The organism is Propionimicrobium lymphophilum DSM 4903 (assembly GCF_000423485.1).
Classification (GTDB): domain Bacteria; phylum Actinomycetota; class Actinomycetes; order Propionibacteriales; family Propionibacteriaceae; genus Propionimicrobium; species Propionimicrobium lymphophilum.
Map to the genome: position 1 here is coordinate 246,905 of NZ_AUIB01000001.1, position 22,188 is coordinate 269,092.

Consider the following 22,188-nt stretch of genomic DNA (forward strand, 5'->3'; position numbering starts at 1 on the left):
ATTGAGTTTTCCGCGTGACTTCTGCGGCACCCGAACCTGTGTAGATAAACAAGGTAACACCAAACGGCGCGTATTGCTTGTTGGTGGGGCCTGGAATTACACCATTGTTATTAACTGGCTACAATGGGGGCTATGAGTACGCAGGTATATGAAGAGGTGACGGCCGAGCTGAGCGCTAGGGACGCCGCAATCCTCGATTTCGAGGGTTCTTGGTGGACGTCTAAGCTGCCTAAAGATCAGGCCATCCGCGATAAATTCGACATGTCTACGACTCGCTATTACCAGATTCTTAACTCGCTGATCGACAAACCGGCCGCGCTGGTGCACGACCCGATGTTGGTCAAGAGGCTGCGCAGGCTTCGTGAGAGCAGGCAGCGTAATCGTTCGGCTTCTAGGTTGCGCACCCGATAACCTATGGTTCAACTGTGAAATCCCGGCTTCCGAGCCGGGTTTTTTGCACTCTAGGGGTTAGAGTGCTAAAAATGAATTAGCACTCTAAAGGATAGAGTGCCACCTAAGTTCTTGAGATAGCTGAGGCCGAAGGGCCGTCCGTCGCGGGCAGCTTTCAAGGGCGCGATGAAAGACATTTACAACTTGCAGGGCAATCCTGTGAACCGGAGGAATGCCGGATACTATGGCAAAGCTAATTGAATTTGATAGCGAGGCGCGCAAGGGCCTTGAAAAGGGCATGAACACCCTTGCAGACGCCGTTAAGGTAACGCTTGGCCCGAAGGGTCGCAACGTCGTCCTGGAGAAGTCGTGGGGTGCCCCCACCATTACCAACGACGGTGTTTCGATCGCTAAGGAGATCGAGCTGGCCGATCCGTTCGAGAAGATCGGCGCTGAACTGGTCAAGGAGGTCGCCAAGAAGACCGACGACGTCGCTGGCGACGGCACCACGACCGCAACTGTTATCGCCCAGGCGATGGTCCGCGAGGGCCTGCGCAATGTTACTGCTGGCGCGAACCCGATTGAGCTGAAGCGCGGCATCGAGAAGGCTGTTGCTGCTATCTCCGAGAAGCTCGAGGCTATGGCCACCGAGATCGACTCCAAGGACCAGATCGCTCAGACCGCATCCATTTCGGCTGGCGACCCTGACGTTGGCGAGAAAATCGCCGAGGCCATGGACAAGGTTGGCAAGGAAGGCGTCATCACCGTTGACGAGTCCAACACCTTCGGCCTCGACCTTGAATTCACCGAGGGCATGAACTTCGATAAGGGCTACATTTCGGGCTACTTCGTAACCGACGCTGAGCGTCAGGAAGCAGTTCTGGACGACCCGTACGTCCTGCTGGTTGACGGCAAGGTTTCTTCTCTGAAGGATCTGCTGCCGATCCTCGAGAAGGTTCAGCAGTCCGGCCGTTCGCTGCTGGTTATCGCTGAGGACGTCGACGGTGAGGCGCTGGCTGGCCTGGTGGTTAACAAGCTGCGTGGCACCCTGAAGTCTGTCGCCGTTAAGGCTCCTGGCTTCGGCGACCGCCGCAAGGCAATCCTGGCTGACATCGCCGTTCTGACCGGTGGCCAGGTCATCAGTGAGACCGTTGGCCTCAGCCTCGAGACCGCCGACCTGAGCCTGCTCGGCACCGCCAAGTCGGTGACCGTCACCAAGGACGCCACCACCATCGTTGATGGCGCTGGCGACAAGGAGCAGATCGAGGGCCGCGTAAAGCAGATCCAGGCCGAGATCGAGAACACCGATTCCGATTACGACCGCGAGAAGCTGCAGGAGCGTCTGTCCAAGCTGGCCGGTGGCGTTGCCGTCATCAAGGTTGGCGCTGCTACTGAGGTCGAGATGAAGGAGCGCAAGCACCGCATCGAGGACGCCGTCCGCAACGCTAAGGCTGCTGTTGAAGAGGGCGTTCTGCCTGGCGGCGGTGTTGCTCTGGTTCAGGCGACCAAGGACATCAAGCTCGACGGTCTGACTGACGACGAGCAGATTGGTGCACAGATTGTTCTGTCTGCAGCAGCTGCTCCGCTGAAGCAGATCGCGGTTAACGCTGGCTATGAGGGTGGCGTCATCGCTGAGAAGGTACGCAACCTTCCTGCTGGCGAGGGCCTGAACGCCGCTACTGGCGAGTACGTCAACATGACCAAGGCCGGCATCCTGGATCCGACGAAGGTCACCCGCTCGGCTCTGCAGAACGCCGCCTCGATTGCTGGTCTGTTCCTGACTACCGAGGCCGTTATTGCCGACAAGCCTGAGAAGGTAACCATGGATCCTGCTGCTGCAGGCGACATGGGCGGCATGTACTAAACCTGCTGCTAAAAGCTATTGGAAGAGCCGCGGGGCAGCTGCCCCGCGGCTCTTATGTTTCCTGGCGTGAATTTTAGGCGACTATATCGGGAACCAAAAGGCTCGTAGTTGAGCTTTTTGGTTCCCGTTGATCATGAATCTGTTACTACAAAAATTTATCGTTTCGCATCCAGCGAATTGGATTCGAGATCGAGTTATTGAGCTGAATCTTTGACTTCGAAATGCTGGGGTAATACCCAAAAAGCTTCTTTTAAAGGCTTCTCGAAATGGGCAATTAGGTTTTTGATCTTGAAACTGAGTGCCTGAGATACTATCTTTATCTACGCGCGTAGACAATGCGTGTGGAAATATTCTCGATGAGGAGATAACTATGAGCTCATTGACTCAGTCTGAGCAGAAAAAAGCTGGTCTGCACTTTCAAAGACAGGTTGCGGTTTTATCTGGAGCCGGAATGTTCCTTGACGGTTTTGACGTATCGGTTATTGCGGTAGCGCTTCCTGGTCTCAAGAAGCAATGGGAAATTTCTGGCGCTGTAGAGGGCATCGTCGCGGCATCTGCAATCGTCGGTATGTTTCTTGGCATGCTCTTTGGCGGAAAACTAGCTGATGCGTTTGGGCGCCGAAAGATGTACATGATTGACCTGTCAGGCTTTGTTATTTTTGCTTTGCTGGCGGCTTTAACTCAGAACGCTTGGCAACTCGTCGCATCCCGTTTCCTGCTTGGGCTTTTTATCGGTGCTGATTATCCTATTTCCTCTTCGATCACTGCTGAATTTACTGCTCCCAAGCGGCGTGGTCGGTTCATCATTCTGATGTCGCTGTTTTGGCAAGTGGGTGCTTTCTTCGCCTACGTAACTGGAATCGTTATGCATCCGATCGGTCCATCTGCGTGGAGGTGGATGCTCGGTCTTGGTGCCTTCTTGGCGGCTGTAACTCTCGTACTTCGTCACAAGGTTCCGGAATCTCCGAGGTGGCTACGCCAGCACGGAAAGATTGAAGAAGCCAACAAGGTTATGGAAGCTATTACAGCGATCCAGGGTGATTACTTTGGTAAGCACGAAACCAAACACGTTGAGAACGAGTCGGAGGCCAAGAAATCTCGCTTGTATGGCACCTGGTGGGAGCTGTTTAGCCCGAACATGATTCGCTCTACGATTTTCTGCTGCACTTTCTGGTTCGCGTTCGCGGTATCCTTCTACGGAATTCAGATGTACACGCCTTCGATTTTGGAGCCGTTCACTAAGGGCAATACGATCTTGGCTTACGTTGGTTCCTCAATTATCGCCCTTCTGGGCGTTGCTGGTGCAGCTATCGGCATGTACACGGTTGAGAAGATCGGACGTCGCCCCCAGATCATATGGTGTTTCGTTGGCATGATCGTAGTTCTAAGTGCTTTAGCGCTGATGCCTAACCCATCTATAGGTGTTCTGATTTTCTTGCTGTCTGCTGCTATCTTGCTAGCGAATTTGGGGCCCGGTGTTCTAGATATGGTCTATCCAAATGAGCTGTTTCCGACTCGTCTACGTGCTTCGGGCACGGGATTCGCTGGTTCTATTAGCCGAATCGGAGCCATCCTCGGCGTGAGTATTTTCCCGATGATGGTTGAGAATTGGGGCATGGCTAGCTCTACCTGGCTATTTGCCGGTGTAGCCGTTATTGGATTGGTGGTTTCTCTGTTCCTCGCGCCGGAGACAAAAGGTAAGTCGTTAGAGGAACTTGAGGTTTTGGCAAATAATGGTTGGAAGAAGCCTGCTAAATAACCACTAATTTTGGAGTAGAGATGAAGGGCAAAAGGCCGACCCGTGAAGATGTAGCTCGAGAAGCTGGTACATCTGTTGCGGTAGTCACTTACTCGCTTAACAACGGGCCTAGACCAGTCGCCCCAAAAACTAAAGAAAGAGTTTTAGCTGCTGTTAAGAAGTTGGGATATCAGCCGAATCGTGCGGCGAGAGTCTTAGCCTCTGGAAAGAGCAATGTTTATGGGTTGGTTCTTCCGAATATTACTAACCCGTTCATTGCTGAAATAGCTCATGCTTTTCAGGCGAGGGTAATGGCCAGGGGCAAGACGATAATGCTTGGCGATTCGGCTGATGATCCGACGCGGGAGCGGGAGCTACTCAAGCTGATGATTTCTCATCAGGTTGATGGCGTCGTTTACATGGGCACAGTTGAAAACTTGGCTCTGGATCTGTTCGAAGACAGTGACATACCTGTTGTGGTCTTAACCTATGCAGACTCGGATTTCAGGTGCCCATCGGTCCGTATAGATGAGACTCAGGCTGTGTATGCACTTACTAGGCATCTAGTGCTCCATGGGTATAAAAAAATAGCCATGCTGACTGGCCCGAAAGGAATGAAAAATTCATTCGTGAGGGCAAAAGGCTGGTGCCAAGCGATGAATAGCGACTTGGAATCAGAAAACATATCTTGGCGTGCGTATTCAAGGGCAGCAGGTTATTCGTGGCTGAAGACGGCTTACGAGGCGGGAACAATACCGGATGCGGTCGTTACAGGAAACGAGCGTCAGGCGATAGGCGTCCTAGCTGCTTGTGCCGATATTAACCTTAAAGTCCCACAAGACTTGGCGTTGGTTGCGCTAAATGGCTCATCATCTTCAGGCTTTACCACGCCATCGCTGACGTCGATTCGTCAACCATGGGGAGAAATGGCGGATTGTGCTTTTAGCATATTGAGTAGCCCAGAGCTATCCAAGCTCACCAGAGCTACCATGAGTGGTTTTGATCTTGTCATTGGCTCATCTTGCGGTTGTGATCATACACAGACTAATGACCGTCGTTTGATTGCTTCCTGGTCTACGCCTTCATCAGAAACGTTGGATTCAGCAGCTGGGCTTTCGTAGCAAAACTCGGATATCAAGAAGTGAAAAATGCTTAATTTTTTTAAATATGCTCAAGAAAACTGGGACAATCCGGCAGGGCAATTGCATACCTATCTCTTGCCCGGGACAAACTTTGCCGAGTTGGCTCAGCCGTATTTAGGAATCCTTCAGGAAAGCAGCGTTTGTGCTGCGCAACCTAACGATTCGTTTCACGCGACTATCCAACGGCTTCCGTTCTTCGCAGACGACAAAGAAATTTGCGATCGAATTCCTGCTTTTGGGAAAGAATTGCGTAAGCACTTTGCTAAGTGGCCGATTCCAGAAATCAACTTTAACTACCCCGAAGTAACTAAAGATTCTGTCCTCTGTTTTGCAACTAAAGATAGTGGATGGACTGAGTTCGTTGATGGGGTCCGTAAGTGTTCTGTGAATATTTTCGGTGAAGAGGCTTCCCATTTTGAAGGAGTCCCTAGGGCCCACTTGACTCTCGGCTACGGAGTGAAAGATGGCTCCTCCGAAGATTTGGCTAAAGCCATTGAGGCTCAGAACGTTGAGGAAAAAAGGCACAGGTCCGGAGCAGTCTCCTTCTACGCCGCGAGTCTTGATCATGTAGCGCTCGTAACAGTCCATCAACGTCCGGAAGAGGGCGCGTATGTGTTTAGCTCAATAGCAGAGTTTTATTTGAAATGATCATTTTCGAAAATCAATATTTGAATCAGGTCGTATTGCTGCTAATAGCGCTATTTCTCTCTGCTCTTATCGGATTGGAGAGGCAGATACAAGGTAAAAGCGCAGGGCTACGAACGCAGGCAATCGTTGGGATGACCGCAGCTCTGATGATGATCATCTCAAAGTACGGCTTCATGGATGTTCTTGCTGAAGGCGTTGTTCGTTTGGATCCTTCTAGGGTGGCTGCCCAGATTGTTTCTGGCATTGGCTTTTTGGGTGCAGGCATCATCATGACCCGTCACGGAGCCATACATGGGCTGACTACTGCAGCGACAATTTGGGAAACTGCAGCAATCGGTATGGCATGTGGTGCAGGCATGTGGTGGCTAGGACTTGCCGGAACCTGTTTTCATTTCGTAGTCGTATGGGTAGTTGCTCCAATAGTGAACATGTGTATCCGGTCCAGAGTGAGTCCCGAAGCTACCTTAAGAGTTGCTTATCCGCAGGGTAAAGGCGCTCTGAGGGTCGTCTTATCTAAAGTAACCAAGGCAGGTTGGAGTGTAAACGCTATTCAATCGTCAATTTCTGAGAAAGACAACGATGTTATAGCTCACATCAGCGTTAAAGCTCACAAACGTAAACAACCTTCTGAACTCGTAGCAGCTCTATCCGAGACTCCTAATGTTCATGCCGTGCGGCTAATTGAAGATTTTTTGGATTGATTCGAATACTAAGTCACAAAAAATTTGGCATTCCGTAAATGAATCATTTTGGTAAATTGTTTATACCTAAAAAGGAAAATCGTGAACATTCGCGAAAAAGCTGAAAAATGGATTCGGCACGATCCTGACGCAGAAACACGAAAGGCTCTTGCAAATGTCTTAGAAGATGAAGAAGAGTTGGAAAAGGCATTCTCCGGCCCTCTTGAATTTGGTACTGCGGGTTTGCGCGGTGAAATTGGTTTTGGCGAATCGCGCATGAACCAGGCTGTTGTGATGCGAGCCACAAGCGGGTTGATGAGTTGGCTTAATTCTCAAGTAGATCGTCCAAGGGTGGTGATTGGCTGCGATGCAAGGCACGGGTCAGTTAAGTTCGCTAAGGCCGTCGCAAAAGTGGTTTCAGGAGCTGGTGGCCAGGCGCTGTTGTTGCCATTCTCACAGCCGACGCCGCTCACCGCGTTCAGCGTTAAAGAATTAAACGCCGATGCCGGCATCATGGTAACGGCATCCCACAACCCTAAAAAGGACAACGGCTACAAGGTTTATCTAGGCGGACGTGTGGCCACGGGGGAAGCTTCGGGCGTTCAGATTGTGCCGCCCGCTGATAAGGAAATTTTCGAATGTATCAATGCGGCGCCACCCGCTGACGAGATTCCGCTTTCCGATGAGGTCAGCGATGTCGATACTCGAGATGCTTATCAGAAGGCTGTAAGTGCTCTGGGGCGCGCAAAAAAGTTGAAGATAGTTCTGACTCCAATGCATGGAGTTGGTGGGGAAATCGCCCTTTCTGTATTTAAAGCTGCAGGGTTTAATGACGTCGTTAAGGTCGATAGCCAGTGGGAGCCGGATCCCGAGTTCCCTACGGTTGCTTTCCCCAACCCCGAAGAAGACGGTGCTTTGGATCTTGCAGTGGAGAAAGCCAATGAGGTCAATGCCGATCTGATCATTGCAATTGATCCCGACGCCGATCGCTGTGCTGTAGCTGTTCCTGCCCGGCAGACCCCTAGCGCTGGTATGCCGTTGGCTAACGGTTGGGTGAAACTTTCCGGAGACGAGACGGGTGCTTTGATCGGGAAGTACGTCGCGGAACGCGTCGAAACGGGCACGCTGGCGTCGTCTATCGTCTCTAGCAGGTTGCTGGGTAAGATCGCTGAAGCGCATGGCCTCAGGCACGTCACCACGTTGACTGGTTTCAAGTGGATCGCACGCGTACCTGACTTAGTCTACGGATATGAGGAAGCAATCGGGCATTGTGTAGACCCTGATCACGTTAGAGACAAGGATGGGGTTTCTGCCGCGGTAGTTATAGCCACCATCGTTTCAAGTTTAATAGACAGTGGCCTAGACGTTTTAGAGTTTTTTGATGCTTTGGCAGAACGGTACGGGATTCACAAAACCTTCCCACTCACTTTTAGAGTCAGCGATCAATCACTTATTACTAAAGCAATGCAACGTCTCCATCAGTTGGGGCCTAGCGAATTAGCAGATAATCCGATTACCGAATATGTAGACCTTAATGGTGGATACGGAGAGACTCCTGGAACCGACGGTGTTCTAATACGCACCGAAAACGATTCCCGAGTTGTTATAAGGCCGAGCGGAACTGAACCGAAGCTCAAATGCTATTTAGAAGTTGTTTTAGATCCTGCAGATGGAGCTGACTGGGATAAAGCCAACGTAAGACTGAAGAAGCTCTCTGACGCGACTAAAAAACTTTGCGGCATGTGATACAAAGAATTGTTGACACAGTAAGGGCGGCGTTCAAACGAATTTGAACGCCGCCCTCCTTTTCGGTTTAAAGCTCCAGGCCGGGGTAAAGCGGGTTGGCCGCCATCAGCTCGGCTGCGCCGTCACGGACGCGCTCCGCAACGCCGTCGGCCATCTTGTACTTGGCCCTGCTCGGGTTTCCGTTGCTGGTGGTGGTCGGCTCGGTTGCTTTGAGTGCCTCGACGATCAGCTCGGCGACTCGATCCATGTCGTTCTCGTCACAACCGCGAGAGGTCAGCGCAGGGGTGCCGATGCGGATGCCGGAGGTGTACCAGGCGCCGTTCGGGTCGCGCGGAATCGAGTTGCGGTTGGTGACGATCCCAGATTCAAGCAGCGCGGACTCTGCCTGGCGGCCGGTGATGCCGAAGCTCTTAGAAACGTTGAGCAGGCAGATGTGGTTGTCGGTGCCGCCAGTGACCAGCTTGACCCCGCGGCTCATCAAGCCCTCTGCCAGCGCCTTCGCGTTCGCGCAAACCTGCGCGGCGTAGGTGCGGAAGGACTCCTGCCTTGCCTCAGCCAGCGCGATGGCCTTGGCGGCCATCACGTGAGCCAGCGGGCCGCCCAGAACCATCGGGCAGCCGCGATCGACATCCTCGGCGTATTCTTCTTTGGCCAGCACTAGGCCACCACGCGGGCCTCGCAGCGACTTGTGAGTGGTGGTGGTGACGACGTCGGCGTATGGAACAGGGTTTTCCTCGCCGGTGAACGCCTTGCCAGCAACCAGGCCAGCGAAATGCGCCATATCTACCATCAGGACTGCGCCAACCTCGTCGGCGATCTCGCGCATCTTCGCGAAGCTAACGCGACGCGGATAGGCCGAGTAGCCTGCGACAATGATCAGCGGCTTGAATTCGCGGGCCTGCTTCGCCAGGGCGTCGTAATCCAGCAGACCAGTTTTCGGGTCGGTGCCGTAGCTGCGCTGGTCGAACATCTTTCCGGAGATGTTGTTTCGGAAGCCGTGGGTGAGGTGGCCGCCGGCGTCCAGGCTCATGCCCATGAGACGCTGGTTGCCGAGCTCGGCGCGGAGCTTGGCCCAGTCTTCGTTTGAGAGGTCGTTGATGTTGCGCACGCCGACCTTCTCCAGCGCCGGGGTCTCGATCTTGTGTGAAAGAATCGACCAGTAGGCCACCAAGTTCGCGTCGATGCCGGAGTGCGGCTGCGCGTATGCGTAGTCTGCGCCGAACAGTTCGCGTGCGTGCTCAGCGGCAACAGCCTCGACGGTGTCGACGTTGCGGCAGCCTGCGTAGAAGCGGTGACCGACGGTGCCTTCGGCGTACTTATCGGACATCCACGTTCCCATGGTCAACAGGGTGGTTAGGGAAGCGTAGTTCTCAGAGGCGATTAGTTTGAGCGATTCGCGCTGGTCTCCGAGCTCTTGTGCGATTGCCGCACCCACGCGGGGCTCCGTCTTGTTAATGAGAGACAAGATTGCCTGATAAGCAGTGCTCGCGGTGGCGACGTCTGACATTTTGCTCCTAAAAGTAGTTAAAAAGCGGTTTAGTTAGGCGCTACGCTGAATTATTGCCCATCGCAGCGCGCTGGTCGATTCTTGTTTCCGTGCTAACCGCGAACGCGAGAAACTTCGTATAGTGCAATTGCTGCGGCGACGGATGCGTTCAGGCTCTCGACGGAATTGCTGATTGGGATGGAGGCCAGCACGTCGCACTTTTCTTGGGTGAGACGAGAGATTCCGGCGCCTTCTGAGCCGACAACGATAACGAGCGGACCGTCTAGTCCGGGGGTCGCCGCGATATCCGCGTCGCCGCCACCGGCAAGGCCGACGACGGTGTATCCGGCCTTCTTGTATTGGTCGATTGCCCGGTTGATGTTGGTGGTTTTAGCCACGGGGATGCGCGCTGCGGCACCCGCAGATGACTTCCACGCAACTGCCGTCATGGAAGCCGAGCGGCGTTCCGGAATTACGACGCCGTGGGCGTTGAAAGCCGCTGCGGAACGGACGATCGCGCCGAGGTTGTGCGGGTCGGTGATGCCGTCGAGCATCACAACCAGCGCCTGCTTATCGTCGTCGTATAGCGCATCTGCCATCAGATCTTGGGCATCGGCGTATTCGTAACTCGGCAACTGCATGGCGACGCCCTGGTGCACGGAGCCGCCGGTAAGGCGGTCGAGCTCGCCACGGGTGGTCTGCAGCAGGGTGATGGAGTTTTCGGCTGCATACTTGAAGATGTCAGCGAGCCTGTTATCGCGGTCGCTACCTTCGGCGACGTATGCCGCCTTAACCGGCAGACCCGCCTTCATGGCCTCCAGCACCGGGTTGCGACCTACGACCCAATCGGCGCCGGCGCCGCGTCCCGTGCTGGACGGTTTGCGGTTCTGCTGCGGCTTGCCTTGGCCGTTCTTCCTGCCCTTGTATGCCTTGTGGTAGACGCGGTCTTCGGCTTTGGGCGTGTTGCCGCGTCCGCGTAGCGCGCGCTTATGCTTTCCGCCGGAACCTACTTTGCGTGCCATGCTTAACCTCCGATCTGCCAGCGGGCGCCGGCGGGGGTGTCTTCAACCTTGATGCCGAGCTGCGTCAGGGTGTCGCGAATCGCGTCGGCGTTTGCCCAGTCCTTACGTTCACGGGCCGCTGTGCGCTGGTCTAAAACCAGCTTCACCAGGCCGTCGATGATCTCGGTGTGGTCTGGGCCGGATGCGCTGTTCTCCCATTCTGGGGCTAGCGGGTCGAGGCCGAGAATGTGCAGCATCGCGCGGAGCGCCTTCAGCTGCTCGCTTGCATCATGCCCCGAGTCGAGGGCCTTGTTCCCTGCCTTTACTGTCTCGTAGATGACGGCGACCGCGGCTGGCGTGCTGAGATCGTCGTCCATAGCCTTGACGAATTCTTCTGGCAGGTCCTCGAACCTGAACTGTGGAGCCCCGGAGATGCCCGCGCGCACCAGGAACCCGTCGATACGGGACAGGCGTGCCGTGGCCTCTTCCAAAGACGTGTCGGAGAACTCGATGACCGAGCGGTAGTGGGTCTGAGCCAGGTAGAGACGAACCGCGCGGGCGGGGTACTGCTTGGTGACCTCGGTGACGCGAGCGTAGTTGCCTAGTGACTTGCTCATCTTCTCGCCGGCTGCGGTGACGAATGCGTTGTGCATCCAGTACTTGGCGAAGCCGAAGCCCGCCGCGCGCGACTGCGCGAGCTCGTTTTCGTGGTGGGGGAATTTGAGGTCCATGCCGCCGCCGTGAATGTCGAACTCGGCGCCCAGGTATTTCAGGCTCATCGCGGAGCACTCGAGGTGCCAGCCGGGACGACCGCGACCCCACGGGCTCGGCCAGGAAGCGGTTTCTGGTTCGTCCTCCTTGTGGCCTTTCCAAAGCGCGAAGTCACGGGCGTCTCTCTTGCCCTTGTTGTCGGCGCCTTCGTCGTTGACCATCTCAGAAATCTTCTGGTGGGACAGTTCGCCGTATTGCGGCCAGCTGCGCACGTCGAAGTAAACGTTTGCCGAGCCATCGTCGGCAACATAGGCGTGTCCACGCTCGAGCAGGCGCTGAATTAGCTCGATCTGCTCGGGGATGTGGCCGGTTGCGCGCGGCTCGTAGTCCGGCGGACGGCAGCCGAGTGCGGTGTATGCGCGGTGTAGCTCTAGCTCCATCGCGTAGCTGAGCTCGTACCATTCGATGCCCTGTTCGGCGGACTTGGCGATGATCTTGTCGTCGATGTCGGTGACGTTGGCCACCACTTTCACCTTCAGCCCACAGCCTTCGAGCCACCGCCGAAGCACGTCAAAGACGATCTCCTTGCGAATGTGGCCCAGGTGGGGCGGTGCTTGTACGGTCAGCCCACAGTGGTAAATCGAAACCTGGCCGGGGATGATTGGCTCGAATTCGACAACCTTGCCAAGCTGCTCGTCGTAAAGGTGAAATGTCATGGGGTAAGTCTAGCGTTATAACGCGATGGAGCGAGAAGTGAAGAAAGCGAATCGAAAAAATTCGAAGACATTAGTGATAATGGCTGTAAATTATTCTTTTGTTAGATATTTAGCTTTTAAGTTTAAGGAGATCTGTGATGGAGGTCGGAAGTCTTACAGAACTACTGGCGGGAATAATAAGTGCTGGAATTAGCTTATTTGCTTTGTTTTTATCTATTAGAGCCAATCGTAAAGCAGATGAAAATGAGAAGGAGTTGGAGAGGAAACGCCTTGCGGCAACGGTGTATGCATACTGGGTCCAGAAAGTGGTGGACGAGGAAAATAGTAAGAAAAATGCTTGGGGATTGTTTATCGTGAATACTGGCGGCGAAAGGGGGCTTGTTGCAAATGTAGAAATCAAAGCGGAGTCTTTTTGGGTTTCACATAATAAACCATGTATCAAAGATCCGATTAAATTAAATCTGCTGCCGCCAGGGCACTACTTTGTTCTTAGTCATAATGATGAAACATGGGGCAGGCCCTGTTCTGTCTCGGACTGGTCAGAGTATGAACCCGTCATGAGTACTGAGAGATGGAAAGTGCGCAGCATTGCTTGGGGCGATATTGACGGCACGAAGAGGTGCTGGAAGCCGGAAGATGGGGTTACGGACGCGGAATAAAGTGTGGTGACTGTTGGCTGGTTATTCCGTATTTTATGTGTATTTCTTCTCTAAAAAGAATCGGGGTCCGTAACATGTAATTACAAATGCGCGGTGCGGCGCAGTTTTATTTATTGGGAGGGACACATGGCAAACGCTAATTACCTACTTTCGGATTCCGAGCTGGAGTTTCTTCCGGACCTTTCTAAGGCGCTCTACATCGATGGGGTTTGGCGTGCCTCAGAATCTGGCGAGACCTTTAAGGTCGAAAATCCGGCTACCGGCAAGGTGCTTGCTGAAGTCTCCTCGGCAAGCGCTAAAGACGCAAAAACCGCCCTCGATGCCGCAGTTAAGGCCCAGGATTCCTGGGGAGCCACCACCCCCAACGAGCGCTGGCAGATCCTCTCCGATGCATACGTGATCATGCTTGAGAACAAGGAAATTATTGCGCGCGTCATGACCCTCGAAATGGGCAAGCCGCTGTCCGACGCCAGGGGAGAGGTGGACTACTGCGCTAACTTTCTGCGCTGGTTCGCCGCCGAAGCGCTGCGCGGCCATGGACGTCAGTTCACCCTGCCCAACGGCAAGGAGGGCGTGGTCAGCTACGAGCCGGTTGGCCCCTGCTACCTGATCAGCCCCTGGAACTTCCCGGTTGCCATGTTCGGCCGCAAGGTGGGGCCAGCACTCGCGGCCGGCTGCACAAGCATCCTCAAGCCTTCGGAAAACACGCCCCTAACCGCCCTGCTGTTCGTGCGGGTTCTTGAGAAGGCTGGGTTGCCCGCAGGCGTGGTCAATATTCTGCCGATGCACGGCTCGAAAGCCATCAGCGATCAGCTCCTGTCTGATCCGCGCCTGGCAAAAATCTCCTTCACAGGTTCGACGGGCGTCGGCTCTAGCTTGCTGGCAGACAGCGCGCCCAACATCTTGCACACCTCCATGGAGCTTGGCGGAAACGCGCCACTGGTTGTGCTCGAGGGCGCAAACATGGACACAGCCATCGAAACCGCTATGGCTGCTAAATACCGCGGTGGCGGTCAGGTTTGCATCGCGGCCAACCGGTTTATCGTCGACGAAAGCCTCGCCGACGAATTCGCCGAGCGCATGGTTGAAGAAACCGAGGCTCTTAAGGTGGGCAACGGCATGGATGAGGGCGTCAAGATTGGCCCGATGATCGATCAGAAGGCCGTGGCGAGGATGACCGAGCTGGTGGACGACGCGGTTAAGCGCGGCGCGAAGGTACTGACCGGTGGTAAGCCGCTCGACAAGGAGGGCCGTTTCATGGCTCCGACCGTCCTAGACCATGTGCCCACCGACGCCGAGATCTTCAAGAACGAGATCTTCGGGCCGATCGTCGCTATCTACCGCGTGAATGGCGAGGAGGAGGCGCTCAAGCTGGCAAATGACACCGAGTTTGGGCTTGCGGGTTACGTCGTAACCGACGATTACGCGGCCGCCATGCGCGCCCGACGTGCCATTCGCGCCGGAATGATTGGCGTGAACACGGGCGCGGTCTCCGACCCGGTTTCGCCATTCGGTGGCATGAAGCAATCCGGCCTTGGCGCGGAGGGCGGTAGCGAAGGCATTTTTGAATACCTGGACATGAAGGTAAGCGTCTTTGGCTAAACCAAATGTGCAAATAAAAAACTAAATGTTTCTGCTGGCACGCGCCAAGCACCTAGAAGATGAAAATTCGTTCAGTAGACGTTACAAAAGAGTCTTTATGCTGCATAATGTAATTACATTAACACTCGGGAAGGTCTAACAATGAAGTTTGCAATTCTAGGTGCTGGGCGCATTGCTCAGGTACATGCTCGTACTTTCGCATCCATGCCGGAACATTCCATCGAGATTGTGGCAGACCCGTTCGGTGACGCAGCAGAGAAGCTGGCCACCCAGTACGGTGCCCGCGCGACCCGCGTCCCGCCACGGAACAATATGTAAAAACCTCCGGCGACATCTTCAAGGACATGACGATCCTCGACTTCTTCCTCGAGCGCTACGCAGATGCGGGTCCCGCTACTTTTGCCTAAAGGTCGAATTGATCGAGGCCCGCTTGGGTATCTTCCAGACTTAGCTGACCGGGGGCTGAGGAGTCGCGGATCGTTGCGAAGGTAGCCACGGAACCGAAGGCTTGGCCGCAGATCCGGCTTACCGCACCGTCCTTTCCCATGGCTATCGTCAGCACGCAAAAATCTTTCGCGCAGCGGGCGGTAACCTCTAGCAGCCTGGCGACGTCCACTGGGCTATTAGCGGTGACGGCGATCTTCGCTATCTGGGCGCCGGCCTCTTTCATCTTGCGTAGCTTGGCCTCCATCTCTTTGTTGGACGGAGTGGCGGAAAAATCGTGGAACGACGCCACGACCGGCTTGGACCCGGCAATCTTCATTGCCTCTTCGAAGACGGGGGAGGCTAGTTCGATGTCAATCGCGTCAACGCAGTCATGGCCGGCTGCGGTTTGGATCAGCGAGAGGTAACGCTCAGCGGTAACCTCTGCGCCTCCCTCGGCAGCGGTCCTGAACGTGAACAGCAGCGGCTTGCCGGCTAGCGCGTTTCGGATCTCGTCCAAAAGCGCGGGCAGGTCGGTTTCGGATAGCACGTCGACGCGCAGCTCGGCCATGTCTGCTGACGAAGCCCCTATCGTCCCGGCCGCGTCCACTGCCTCTTCTGGCGATGCGCAGGCGATGGGGACGATAATCTTCGGTCGCTGGCCGGGGGCGAGACTCAGGTTTCCAATTCGCGTCGAAGTCACAAGCGAAAGCCTAGCCTTAACTAAACGTGACTTTGACGTCGGCCAATTGCGACGGAGGATTTTTCTCGCGTAGCTTACGTTCGTTGGCAGCCCAGCGATCCCACCAAGGTGCGAATGTGTCGCCGTCGCGCGCTAGCGCCAGCCGCTTGCGGTCCTCTTCGGGACGCTCGAGCCAGATGCTCAAATCTGCCAGTTCAACGCTTCGCCGAGTGATCGCCCCGCAACCCTCCACGAGCAGTGGGACGCCTGGGCGCAGCGAAACCCATTCGCCGGGCTTGCTCTCATACCAATCCCAGGTGCGATACCCCGGATTTGGGCTGGTCAAAATTCCGTCGACGAGGTGACTTGCGGCCTCGAAGACCCCGTCCCAGCCCTGATAGAAGCTGTCCAAGGCTAGAAGTTCGATGCCCGGGAACCGCTCCTTTAGCCTCGGCATGAGCAGCCCCGAAAGCCTTGATTTCCCAGCTCCGGAACCGCCGTCGAGCAGGAAAACAGGGCGTGGCGAATCCACCGAGCACATCATGGTCACAAGCGTCTCGAAATCTGTTGGCAGCACTAATTCGGGTGGCATTTTCACCTTGCGTATCGCTCCGAAGACTGGTCAATGGTGGGGGACAATGTGAAAAGCATAACTTCTGTTAGATAATTTGAATGTGTCTGTAGATCTTCAAGGCAAGCGCGCTGTCTCGCGTAACCAGAACAAGCACCCCAGGGGGCAGCGGTTCGCCGCAACCTGGCTGAGATTTGGCTTAACCGCCCTAGCTCTGCTGGCGCAGCTGGTTCTATTCGTGATGCTCATCTTCGTCGGCGCGTCCTACATGCGTTGGGTCGCCGCCCTTGGAGTCCTGGTCAGCGCATTGGTGGTCGCCTACATCCTCAACTCGCGCATGCAGATCGAATACAAGCTGGCGTGGTCGATCGTCATTTTGCTCGTGCCGCTGGCTGGCGGTGTTTTCTACCTGCTATTCGGTGCTCGAAGCGGAGCAGGTAAACAGATGCGTCGCTACATGGAGATCCAAGAGGACATTCGACGCCACCAGGTGAACTCTCCCAAGGCGATAACCGCCGGTCCGGCTGCCGTCCACGAGTCTTGGGCGGAAGGCAATAAGAAAGACGCCGAGTTCCCCGACAGCAAGGCTGAGCTGGAACAGATCAAGTCGGAAAGTTCCATGATCCCGGTGGGCCCAGACGTCGACCCGAGAGCCCGACGTCAGCTGGCATATTTCGAAGCCGCAGGCCCGTTCATCGGCTACGCGGGCACGAAGACCACCTATTACCCGGTGGGCGACGACGCCTTCGTCCAGATGCTCGAAGACCTTGAGAAAGCAAAGCGATGGATCGGACTGGAATTCTTCATCGTCGCCGAGGGCTCGATGCTCAACGAGCTGCTCGAGGTGCTGGAGCGCAAAATCGCCGAGGGCGTCAAGATCTTCTTCATGTACGACGACTTCGGCTCCATGCTGAAGGTAGCCTCCGGCTTTGAGAAACGGCTTCGCAAGATGGGCATCAAGGCGCAGCCGATCAATAAGTTCGGCCCTGGCCTGACCCTTCGCTATAACAACCGCGATCACCGCAAATTGCTCGTCATCGACGGCGAAATCGGCTACACGGGCGGCATCAACATCGCCGACGAATACGTCAACCGCATCGAGCGCTTCGGCCACTGGCGAGACACCGTCCTGCGCATGGAGGGGCCGGGCGTGTGGGGCCTAGCTACCCTCTACTTCTCGTTCTGGGACCTGAACACAGGCGAGGTAACCGAACTCGACGCCTACAAACCCGATCGGCAGTGGGACGGGGACGAGCCCGGCGCCACATTGGTTTTCGACGACACACCGTTCGATAACACATCGACAGGCTGGGCTGGATACCGCCAGCTCATCATGCGCGCCCAGAACTACGTCGATTTGACGACTCCTTATCTGGTGCCGTCGCAAGAGCAGACCGATGTGCTGGTCGCTGCAGCAAAATCTGGCGTAAGGATCCGCATCTTCGTGCCGGGGATACCCGACAAGAAGGTCGTCTACGAGGTGACCAGATCCAACTATGCGCCGCTGCTGGAAGCAGGCATCAAAATCTTCGAATACTCCCCAGGGTTCCTGCACGCCAAGCAGATGGTTGCAGACGACGAATTCGCCATCATCGGAACCATCAACTTTGATTTCCGTAGCTTTTACCTGCACCAGGAGAACGCGGTGTGGATGTTCAAAACCACCGCAATCGCGGACATGGCGGCCGATTTTGATGAGCTTGAGCGCCTCAGCAAACCCGTCACTTTGGAGGAAGCGCGGTCGGTCAGCGTGCCACGCAGGGTGATGCGCGCGATCCTTCGAACCTTCTCGCCGATGATGTAGGCATTGCACGCGTGGGTGCAGCACTTTGGTGAGCATGTGCGGCTGGCTTAGGGTAGAGCCATGGAATGGAGTCAATTTCGGGTCATACTTTTTGATCTTGATGGCGTGCTAACCCCCACAACTCAGATTCACCGCAAGGCGTGGTCGAAGATGTTCAACGACTACCTGCGCGAAATCGGCGACGACCGCACCTACACCGACGACGACTACTACAAGTTTGTCGACGGCAAACCCCGATACGCGGGCGTGAGAAACTACCTCGAGAGCCTGGGGCTGAACCTCAGCGAGGAAGAAGTGGTTCGTCTCGGTGACCTGAAGAATGACGATTTTTCAGCAGTGCTTGAACGCGACGGAATTGAGGCATACCCGGGATCGAAGAGGCTGATTGACCAGCTTCACGATGCGGGCGTGAAGATGTGCGTAGTCAGCTCTTCGAGAAACGCGCTGGCGGTGCTCGATGTCGCAGGCATTCGCGATTACTTCGAGCACGTTGTCGATGGCAACGTCGCTCGCGAACAGGGGCTGGCCGGAAAGCCGGCACCCGACACATACTCTTACGCAGCACATCTTTGCGGCGAGCAGAACTCGGCTGCGGTCGTGGTCGAGGATGCCATCTCAGGCGTCCAGGCCGGAGCGGCAGGAAACTTCGGTCTTGTTATCGGCGTTGATAGGGGAGCAGGCGTCGAGGCTCTGGAGGCGTCAGGAGCGCAACTGGTGGTATCCGATCTTGAGGAGCTTACGAAATGATCGTTCCCGAACCTCGCGAAGATCCGATGGATGCCGAGCGTTTTCCGATCGATCCTTGGCGGCTGGTGGAAAAATATCCCAGCAACGATGACCTGGGAATAACCGAGACGCTTTTTGCAACCGCGAACGGCTATCTCGGCATCCGCGCCACCCCGGAAGAGACCCGTCCTAGCTATAAAAACGGCACGTTCATCAACGGGTTCCACGAGACCTGGGAGATCAAACACGCCGAGAACGCATTCGGATTCGCAAAGACCGGACAGACGCTGGTCAACGCGCCAAGTTCGCACATCATAAAGCTCTACGTCGACGACGAACCGCTGATCATCTCTATGGCCGACCTAGTAGATTATGAACGTTCCCTAGATTTTCACGATGGCGTGCTGAGGCGCAATCTGATCTGGCGCACCCCCTCGGGTAAGCGCGTCCAGGTGCGCAGCCGACGAATGGTCAGCCTCGCCGACAGGCACCTGGCCCTAATGACCTTCGAGGTGACCATGCTGGAGGGCGACGCGCCGATCGTCATCAGCTCGCAGATCGTCAACCAGGAAGACTTCGACAGCCTCGCCCAGCAGCCCATAACCGCTGAAAGCCAGCAGGTGGGCATCAAGGATCCGCGCAAGAACCATGGCTTCGGCCACCGGGTGCTACTTGGCGAACTCGACTGGTGCAGCCCTCGACGCATGATCCTTGGCTACAAAGTGGCAAACTCCGGCATGACGCTCGGGGTGGGCGCTGATCACCAGATAATCACCAACAACGAGTTCGAAGAGATCGACGACACCACCGCTGACATGGGGCGCAAGATCTACCGCATCGGTGCCAAACAGGGCGAGCCGATACTGATCTCCAAAGCCATCGCCTACCACACCTCCAGGTCCGTTCCCGTTCGGGAACTAAGCGACCGGGTTCGTCGTACGCTCGACCGCGTGCGTAATAGCGGATTCGAGCAGATGGTTGCCTCCCACAAAGAGGTGCTCGACGGGTTTTGGCGCCGAAGCGACGTCCAGGTTGGTGGCGACGAGCGCATCCAGCAGGCGGTTCGCTGGTGCCTATTCGAGCTGGCGCAGGCAGGTGGCCGCTCCGACGGTTTGGGTATCCCGGCGAAGGGCGTCACCGGCGACGGCTACGAGGGCCACTACTTCTGGGACTCCGAGGTTTACGTCATCCCGTTCCTTTCCTACACCAGCCCGATTTGGGCTAGGAACGCGCTTCGTTTCAGGTACACGTCGCTGCAGCAGGCCCGCGAGAGGGCGCGCGAGATGTCCGTTGGTGGTGCGCTGTTCCCGTGGCGAACCATCAACGGCGAGGAAGCGTCCGCCTACTACGCTGCAGGCACCGCGCAATACCACATAGACGCAGCCATCGCCTACTCGATTGGGCGCTACTGGGACGTCACGGGCGACACGGAGTTCATCTACGGCGAGGGTGCAGAGTTGCTGATCGAAACGGCCAGAATGTGGGCCGACCTCGGGTTCTGGCGCGGCGACACCTTCGAGATCCACGGCGTCACCGGCCCCGACGAATACACCACGGTCGTGAATAACAACATGTACACGAACGTGATGGCCAAAAATAACCTGGAACTGGCTTGCAAGGTCGTCGAGACGATGCACGAAGAAGCCCCCGAGGAACTCTCCAGGCTGCGGAAAAACCTTAATCTTCGCGCAGATGAAATCGAGGAATGGGCACACTGCGCGGAAGGCATGAAAATTCCCTACGACGAGCAGCTGGGCATCCATCTGCAAGACGACGTCTTCATCCACAAGGAACTCTGGGACATCGAAAACACCCCGAAGGAGCGCTTCCCGCTGCTACTGCACTACCACCCGCTGGTGATTTATCGCTTCCAGGTGCTAAAGCAAGCAGACGTCGTGCTCGCGAATTTCCTGCTCGGCAACCGCTACACCCGCGAGCAGAAGCGCGCAGACTTCGAGTACTACGACCCGATCACCACGGGTGATTCTTCGCTTTCCGTCGTCGTGCAGTCGATTGTTGCGGCCGAGGTCGGCCATCAAGATATGGCATACGAATACTTCCTGGCGGGACTCTACGTCGACCTGGCAGATCTGCATCACAACGCATCCGACGGCGTCCACATCGCATCTGCTGGCGGTGTCTGGCACTCGCTCGCCTGCGGCTTCGCTGGTATGCGCCAGTGGGGTCCGGTTATGGAATTCGATCCGCGTTTGCCGAGGCATTGGGATCATCTGCAGCTGCGGCTCACGCAGGAAGACACGCTATTCGAGGTTCGAGTTGAGCGGAAGAAGATTCGCTTCGAGATCCTCGAAGGCACCGAGAAACCGGTTCGCGTGCGCGACAAGGAATACTTGGTGATGCCCGGCGTGCCCCTCGAGGTTGAGCTTAAAGGACAGGGCGTGAGACTGCCGAATCTGGCGACGACCCACCCGATCATCGGTGGGACGCGTCCCGATGGCAGCCGCATCACCGCCGAGGTGCCTGACGCTACGGAGTCGATTCCAAGGGTCGAGTGACCTCAACTAGCCGTGCTGACGCTCAAGGCGGGCCGCGAGGCGGGTCAGCCCGTCTCGAATGGCTCTTGCCTGGGCCTCGGAGACGCCCTTAACCTCTCGCAACTCCTTAGGTGTGGCGGTGAAAAGCGCCTGTAGGCCGCCGAAGTGCTCCAGAAGATACCCGGCGATCTTCGTCGACATTTGGGCTGCCTGCGTCACCTGGCGGAAGCCGCGGCTGGTCATGTGCGCAGTTAGTTCTGCGGGCAACCCTAGCGTCTCGGCGACTGTGACGCCGTCTAGGAGGTCGCCGGTGGGCAGGTTGGAGAGGTCGTCGAGGTGGAAATCCTCCGCTCCCTCGGGCTTGTAGTCGAGCTCGAGCATCGAACTGAATTGGTCGATGTCGCTGGTCAGCTCATAGAGCTGAAGCTGCAGCAAGCGCCCGTCGACGCCGAGCGCCTCGACGTATGTCTCAAGTTCTTGGTTGAGCCGACGCATCATAGCAACCGGCTGAATCGTCTTGATGAAGTCTGCGACCGTCACGCGGTCGTCCACCTCGAGCATGGAGAGGTTGGCAGATTGTTCGTCTAGCCTCTCGTGGAACCTGGTTAGGGTGTCAAGGGCTTGGTTGGCCCTCATCAAAATCTGTTCGGAGGATTCGATTGGGTAACGCAGCCCGGACATGAAGAGCGTGATAGTAGACATTGCGGCTGAAACCGTAACTGCAGGAATCTCGGCCTGCTGGGCGATTCGGTCTGCCGTGCGGTGTCTGGTGCCGGTTTCGATGGTGGGCAAGGAGCCGTCCGGCACGAAGTGCACTGCAGCTTTGACAATGACATCGAGGTCGTCGCTAAGGACGATTCCGCCGTCCATCTTGGACAGCTCGCGAAGCGCGGTGGGGGTGAACGGTGTGTTTACCTCGAAGCCGCCAGTGCTGATTTCCTTGACGACAGCGTTGTTCCCGAGCACGATCAGGCCCCCCGTATGGCCTTGTGAAATGCGGTTTAGGCCACTACGTAGCGGTGTGCCGGGCGCCAATAAAGCCCGGTAGTGACGATATCTTTCCTCGTCGTGCCCCAAAAGTTTCCCCATGTTGGTAATCCTAGC

Annotated in this window: 19 protein-coding genes; 13 read left to right on the plus strand and 6 right to left on the minus strand. The window is 56.0% G+C overall.

Annotation, left to right across the window (positions count from 1 at the left end; translation table 11 throughout):
* The first annotated feature begins 123 nt into the window (after positions 1–123).
* From G556_RS0101090 to G556_RS0101120, 7 genes are all read left to right on the plus strand, one after another.
* Positions 124–411: a DUF3263 domain-containing protein gene (locus G556_RS0101090; protein ID WP_016456718.1), complete on the plus strand. Its 288-nt coding sequence runs from the start codon at positions 124–126 to the stop codon at positions 409–411.
* Positions 412–634: 223 nt separating this feature from the next.
* Complete coding sequence (gene groL, locus G556_RS0101095) at positions 635–2,254, plus strand: chaperonin GroEL (RefSeq protein ID WP_028821445.1); 1,620 nt, start codon at positions 635–637, stop codon at positions 2,252–2,254.
* A gap of 370 nt (positions 2,255–2,624) precedes the next feature.
* Positions 2,625–4,013 (plus strand): MFS transporter, encoded by a 1,389-nt coding sequence (locus G556_RS09770; RefSeq protein ID WP_081675465.1) that lies wholly within the window; start codon positions 2,625–2,627, stop codon positions 4,011–4,013.
* Positions 4,014–4,033: 20 nt separating this feature from the next.
* Positions 4,034–5,113: a LacI family DNA-binding transcriptional regulator gene (locus G556_RS09775; RefSeq protein ID WP_051176518.1), complete on the plus strand. Its 1,080-nt coding sequence runs from the start codon at positions 4,034–4,036 to the stop codon at positions 5,111–5,113.
* A gap of 27 nt (positions 5,114–5,140) precedes the next feature.
* Complete coding sequence (locus G556_RS0101110; RefSeq protein WP_028821446.1) at positions 5,141–5,782, plus strand: hypothetical protein; 642 nt, start codon at positions 5,141–5,143, stop codon at positions 5,780–5,782.
* Positions 5,779–6,483 (plus strand): MgtC/SapB family protein, encoded by a 705-nt coding sequence (locus tag G556_RS0101115; RefSeq protein WP_036915361.1) that lies wholly within the window; start codon positions 5,779–5,781, stop codon positions 6,481–6,483. The genes G556_RS0101110 and G556_RS0101115 overlap by 4 nt, the downstream gene beginning before the upstream one ends.
* Before the next feature lie 81 nt (positions 6,484–6,564).
* Positions 6,565–8,208: a phospho-sugar mutase gene (locus tag G556_RS0101120; RefSeq protein WP_028821448.1), complete on the plus strand. Its 1,644-nt coding sequence runs from the start codon at positions 6,565–6,567 to the stop codon at positions 8,206–8,208.
* A gap of 67 nt (positions 8,209–8,275) precedes the next feature.
* Here G556_RS0101120 and G556_RS0101125 read toward each other — a convergent pair whose 3' ends face one another.
* From G556_RS0101125 to cysS, 3 genes are all read right to left on the minus strand, one after another.
* Positions 8,276–9,715 (minus strand): glycine hydroxymethyltransferase, encoded by a 1,440-nt coding sequence (locus G556_RS0101125; protein WP_028821449.1) that lies wholly within the window; start codon positions 9,713–9,715, stop codon positions 8,276–8,278.
* Positions 9,716–9,807: 92 nt separating this feature from the next.
* Positions 9,808–10,716, minus strand: coding sequence for a 23S rRNA (guanosine(2251)-2'-O)-methyltransferase RlmB (gene rlmB / locus G556_RS0101130; RefSeq protein WP_051176519.1), 909 nt, complete (start codon positions 10,714–10,716; stop codon positions 9,808–9,810).
* A gap of 2 nt (positions 10,717–10,718) precedes the next feature.
* On the minus strand, positions 10,719–12,122 hold the full coding sequence (gene cysS, locus G556_RS0101135; protein WP_028821451.1) for a cysteine--tRNA ligase: 1,404 nt from the start codon (positions 12,120–12,122) through the stop codon (positions 10,719–10,721).
* Positions 12,123–12,259: 137 nt separating this feature from the next.
* Here cysS and G556_RS0101140 point away from each other — a divergent pair, with 137 nt between their 5' ends.
* The 3 genes from G556_RS0101140 to G556_RS11355 all read left to right on the plus strand — a co-directional run bounded on the left by G556_RS0101140 (position 12,260) and on the right by G556_RS11355 (position 14,701).
* Positions 12,260–12,781, plus strand: a complete 522-nt coding sequence (locus G556_RS0101140) for a hypothetical protein (protein WP_028821452.1) — start codon at positions 12,260–12,262, stop codon at positions 12,779–12,781.
* A gap of 126 nt (positions 12,782–12,907) precedes the next feature.
* Positions 12,908–14,383, plus strand: a complete 1,476-nt coding sequence (locus tag G556_RS0101145; RefSeq protein ID WP_028821453.1) for an NAD-dependent succinate-semialdehyde dehydrogenase — start codon at positions 12,908–12,910, stop codon at positions 14,381–14,383.
* A 141-nt stretch (positions 14,384–14,524) separates the two neighbouring features.
* Positions 14,525–14,701 (plus strand): NAD(P)-binding domain-containing protein, encoded by a 177-nt coding sequence (locus G556_RS11355; protein WP_155941707.1) that lies wholly within the window; start codon positions 14,525–14,527, stop codon positions 14,699–14,701.
* Between the two features lie 85 nt (positions 14,702–14,786).
* Here G556_RS11355 and aroD read toward each other — a convergent pair whose 3' ends face one another.
* Positions 14,787–15,509 carry a type I 3-dehydroquinate dehydratase gene (aroD, locus tag G556_RS0101155; protein ID WP_051176520.1) on the minus strand — a complete coding sequence of 241 codons (723 nt, stop codon included), beginning with the start codon at positions 15,507–15,509 and terminating at the stop codon, positions 14,787–14,789.
* 16 nt (positions 15,510–15,525) lie between these two features.
* Positions 15,526–16,080 carry a nucleoside/nucleotide kinase family protein gene (locus G556_RS0101160; RefSeq protein WP_051176521.1) on the minus strand — a complete coding sequence of 185 codons (555 nt, stop codon included), beginning with the start codon at positions 16,078–16,080 and terminating at the stop codon, positions 15,526–15,528.
* A gap of 82 nt (positions 16,081–16,162) precedes the next feature.
* Between G556_RS0101160 and G556_RS0101165 the strand changes: the two genes are divergently transcribed.
* From G556_RS0101165 to G556_RS0101175, 3 genes are read left to right on the plus strand one after another with little or no spacing between them, the layout of a single operon-like run.
* Complete coding sequence (locus G556_RS0101165; RefSeq protein WP_028821456.1) at positions 16,163–17,863, plus strand: phospholipase D-like domain-containing protein; 1,701 nt, start codon at positions 16,163–16,165, stop codon at positions 17,861–17,863.
* A 60-nt stretch (positions 17,864–17,923) separates the two neighbouring features.
* Positions 17,924–18,610 carry an HAD family hydrolase gene (locus G556_RS0101170; protein ID WP_028821457.1) on the plus strand — a complete coding sequence of 229 codons (687 nt, stop codon included), beginning with the start codon at positions 17,924–17,926 and terminating at the stop codon, positions 18,608–18,610.
* Positions 18,607–21,105: a glycoside hydrolase family 65 protein gene (locus tag G556_RS0101175; protein ID WP_028821458.1), complete on the plus strand. Its 2,499-nt coding sequence runs from the start codon at positions 18,607–18,609 to the stop codon at positions 21,103–21,105. Before G556_RS0101170 ends, G556_RS0101175 begins: the two co-directional genes overlap by 4 nt.
* Positions 21,106–21,111: 6 nt before the next feature.
* Here G556_RS0101175 and disA read toward each other — a convergent pair whose 3' ends face one another.
* Positions 21,112–22,173, minus strand: coding sequence for a DNA integrity scanning diadenylate cyclase DisA (gene disA, locus G556_RS0101180; protein WP_028821459.1), 1,062 nt, complete (start codon positions 22,171–22,173; stop codon positions 21,112–21,114).
* Between the last annotated feature and the right edge of the window lie 15 nt (positions 22,174–22,188).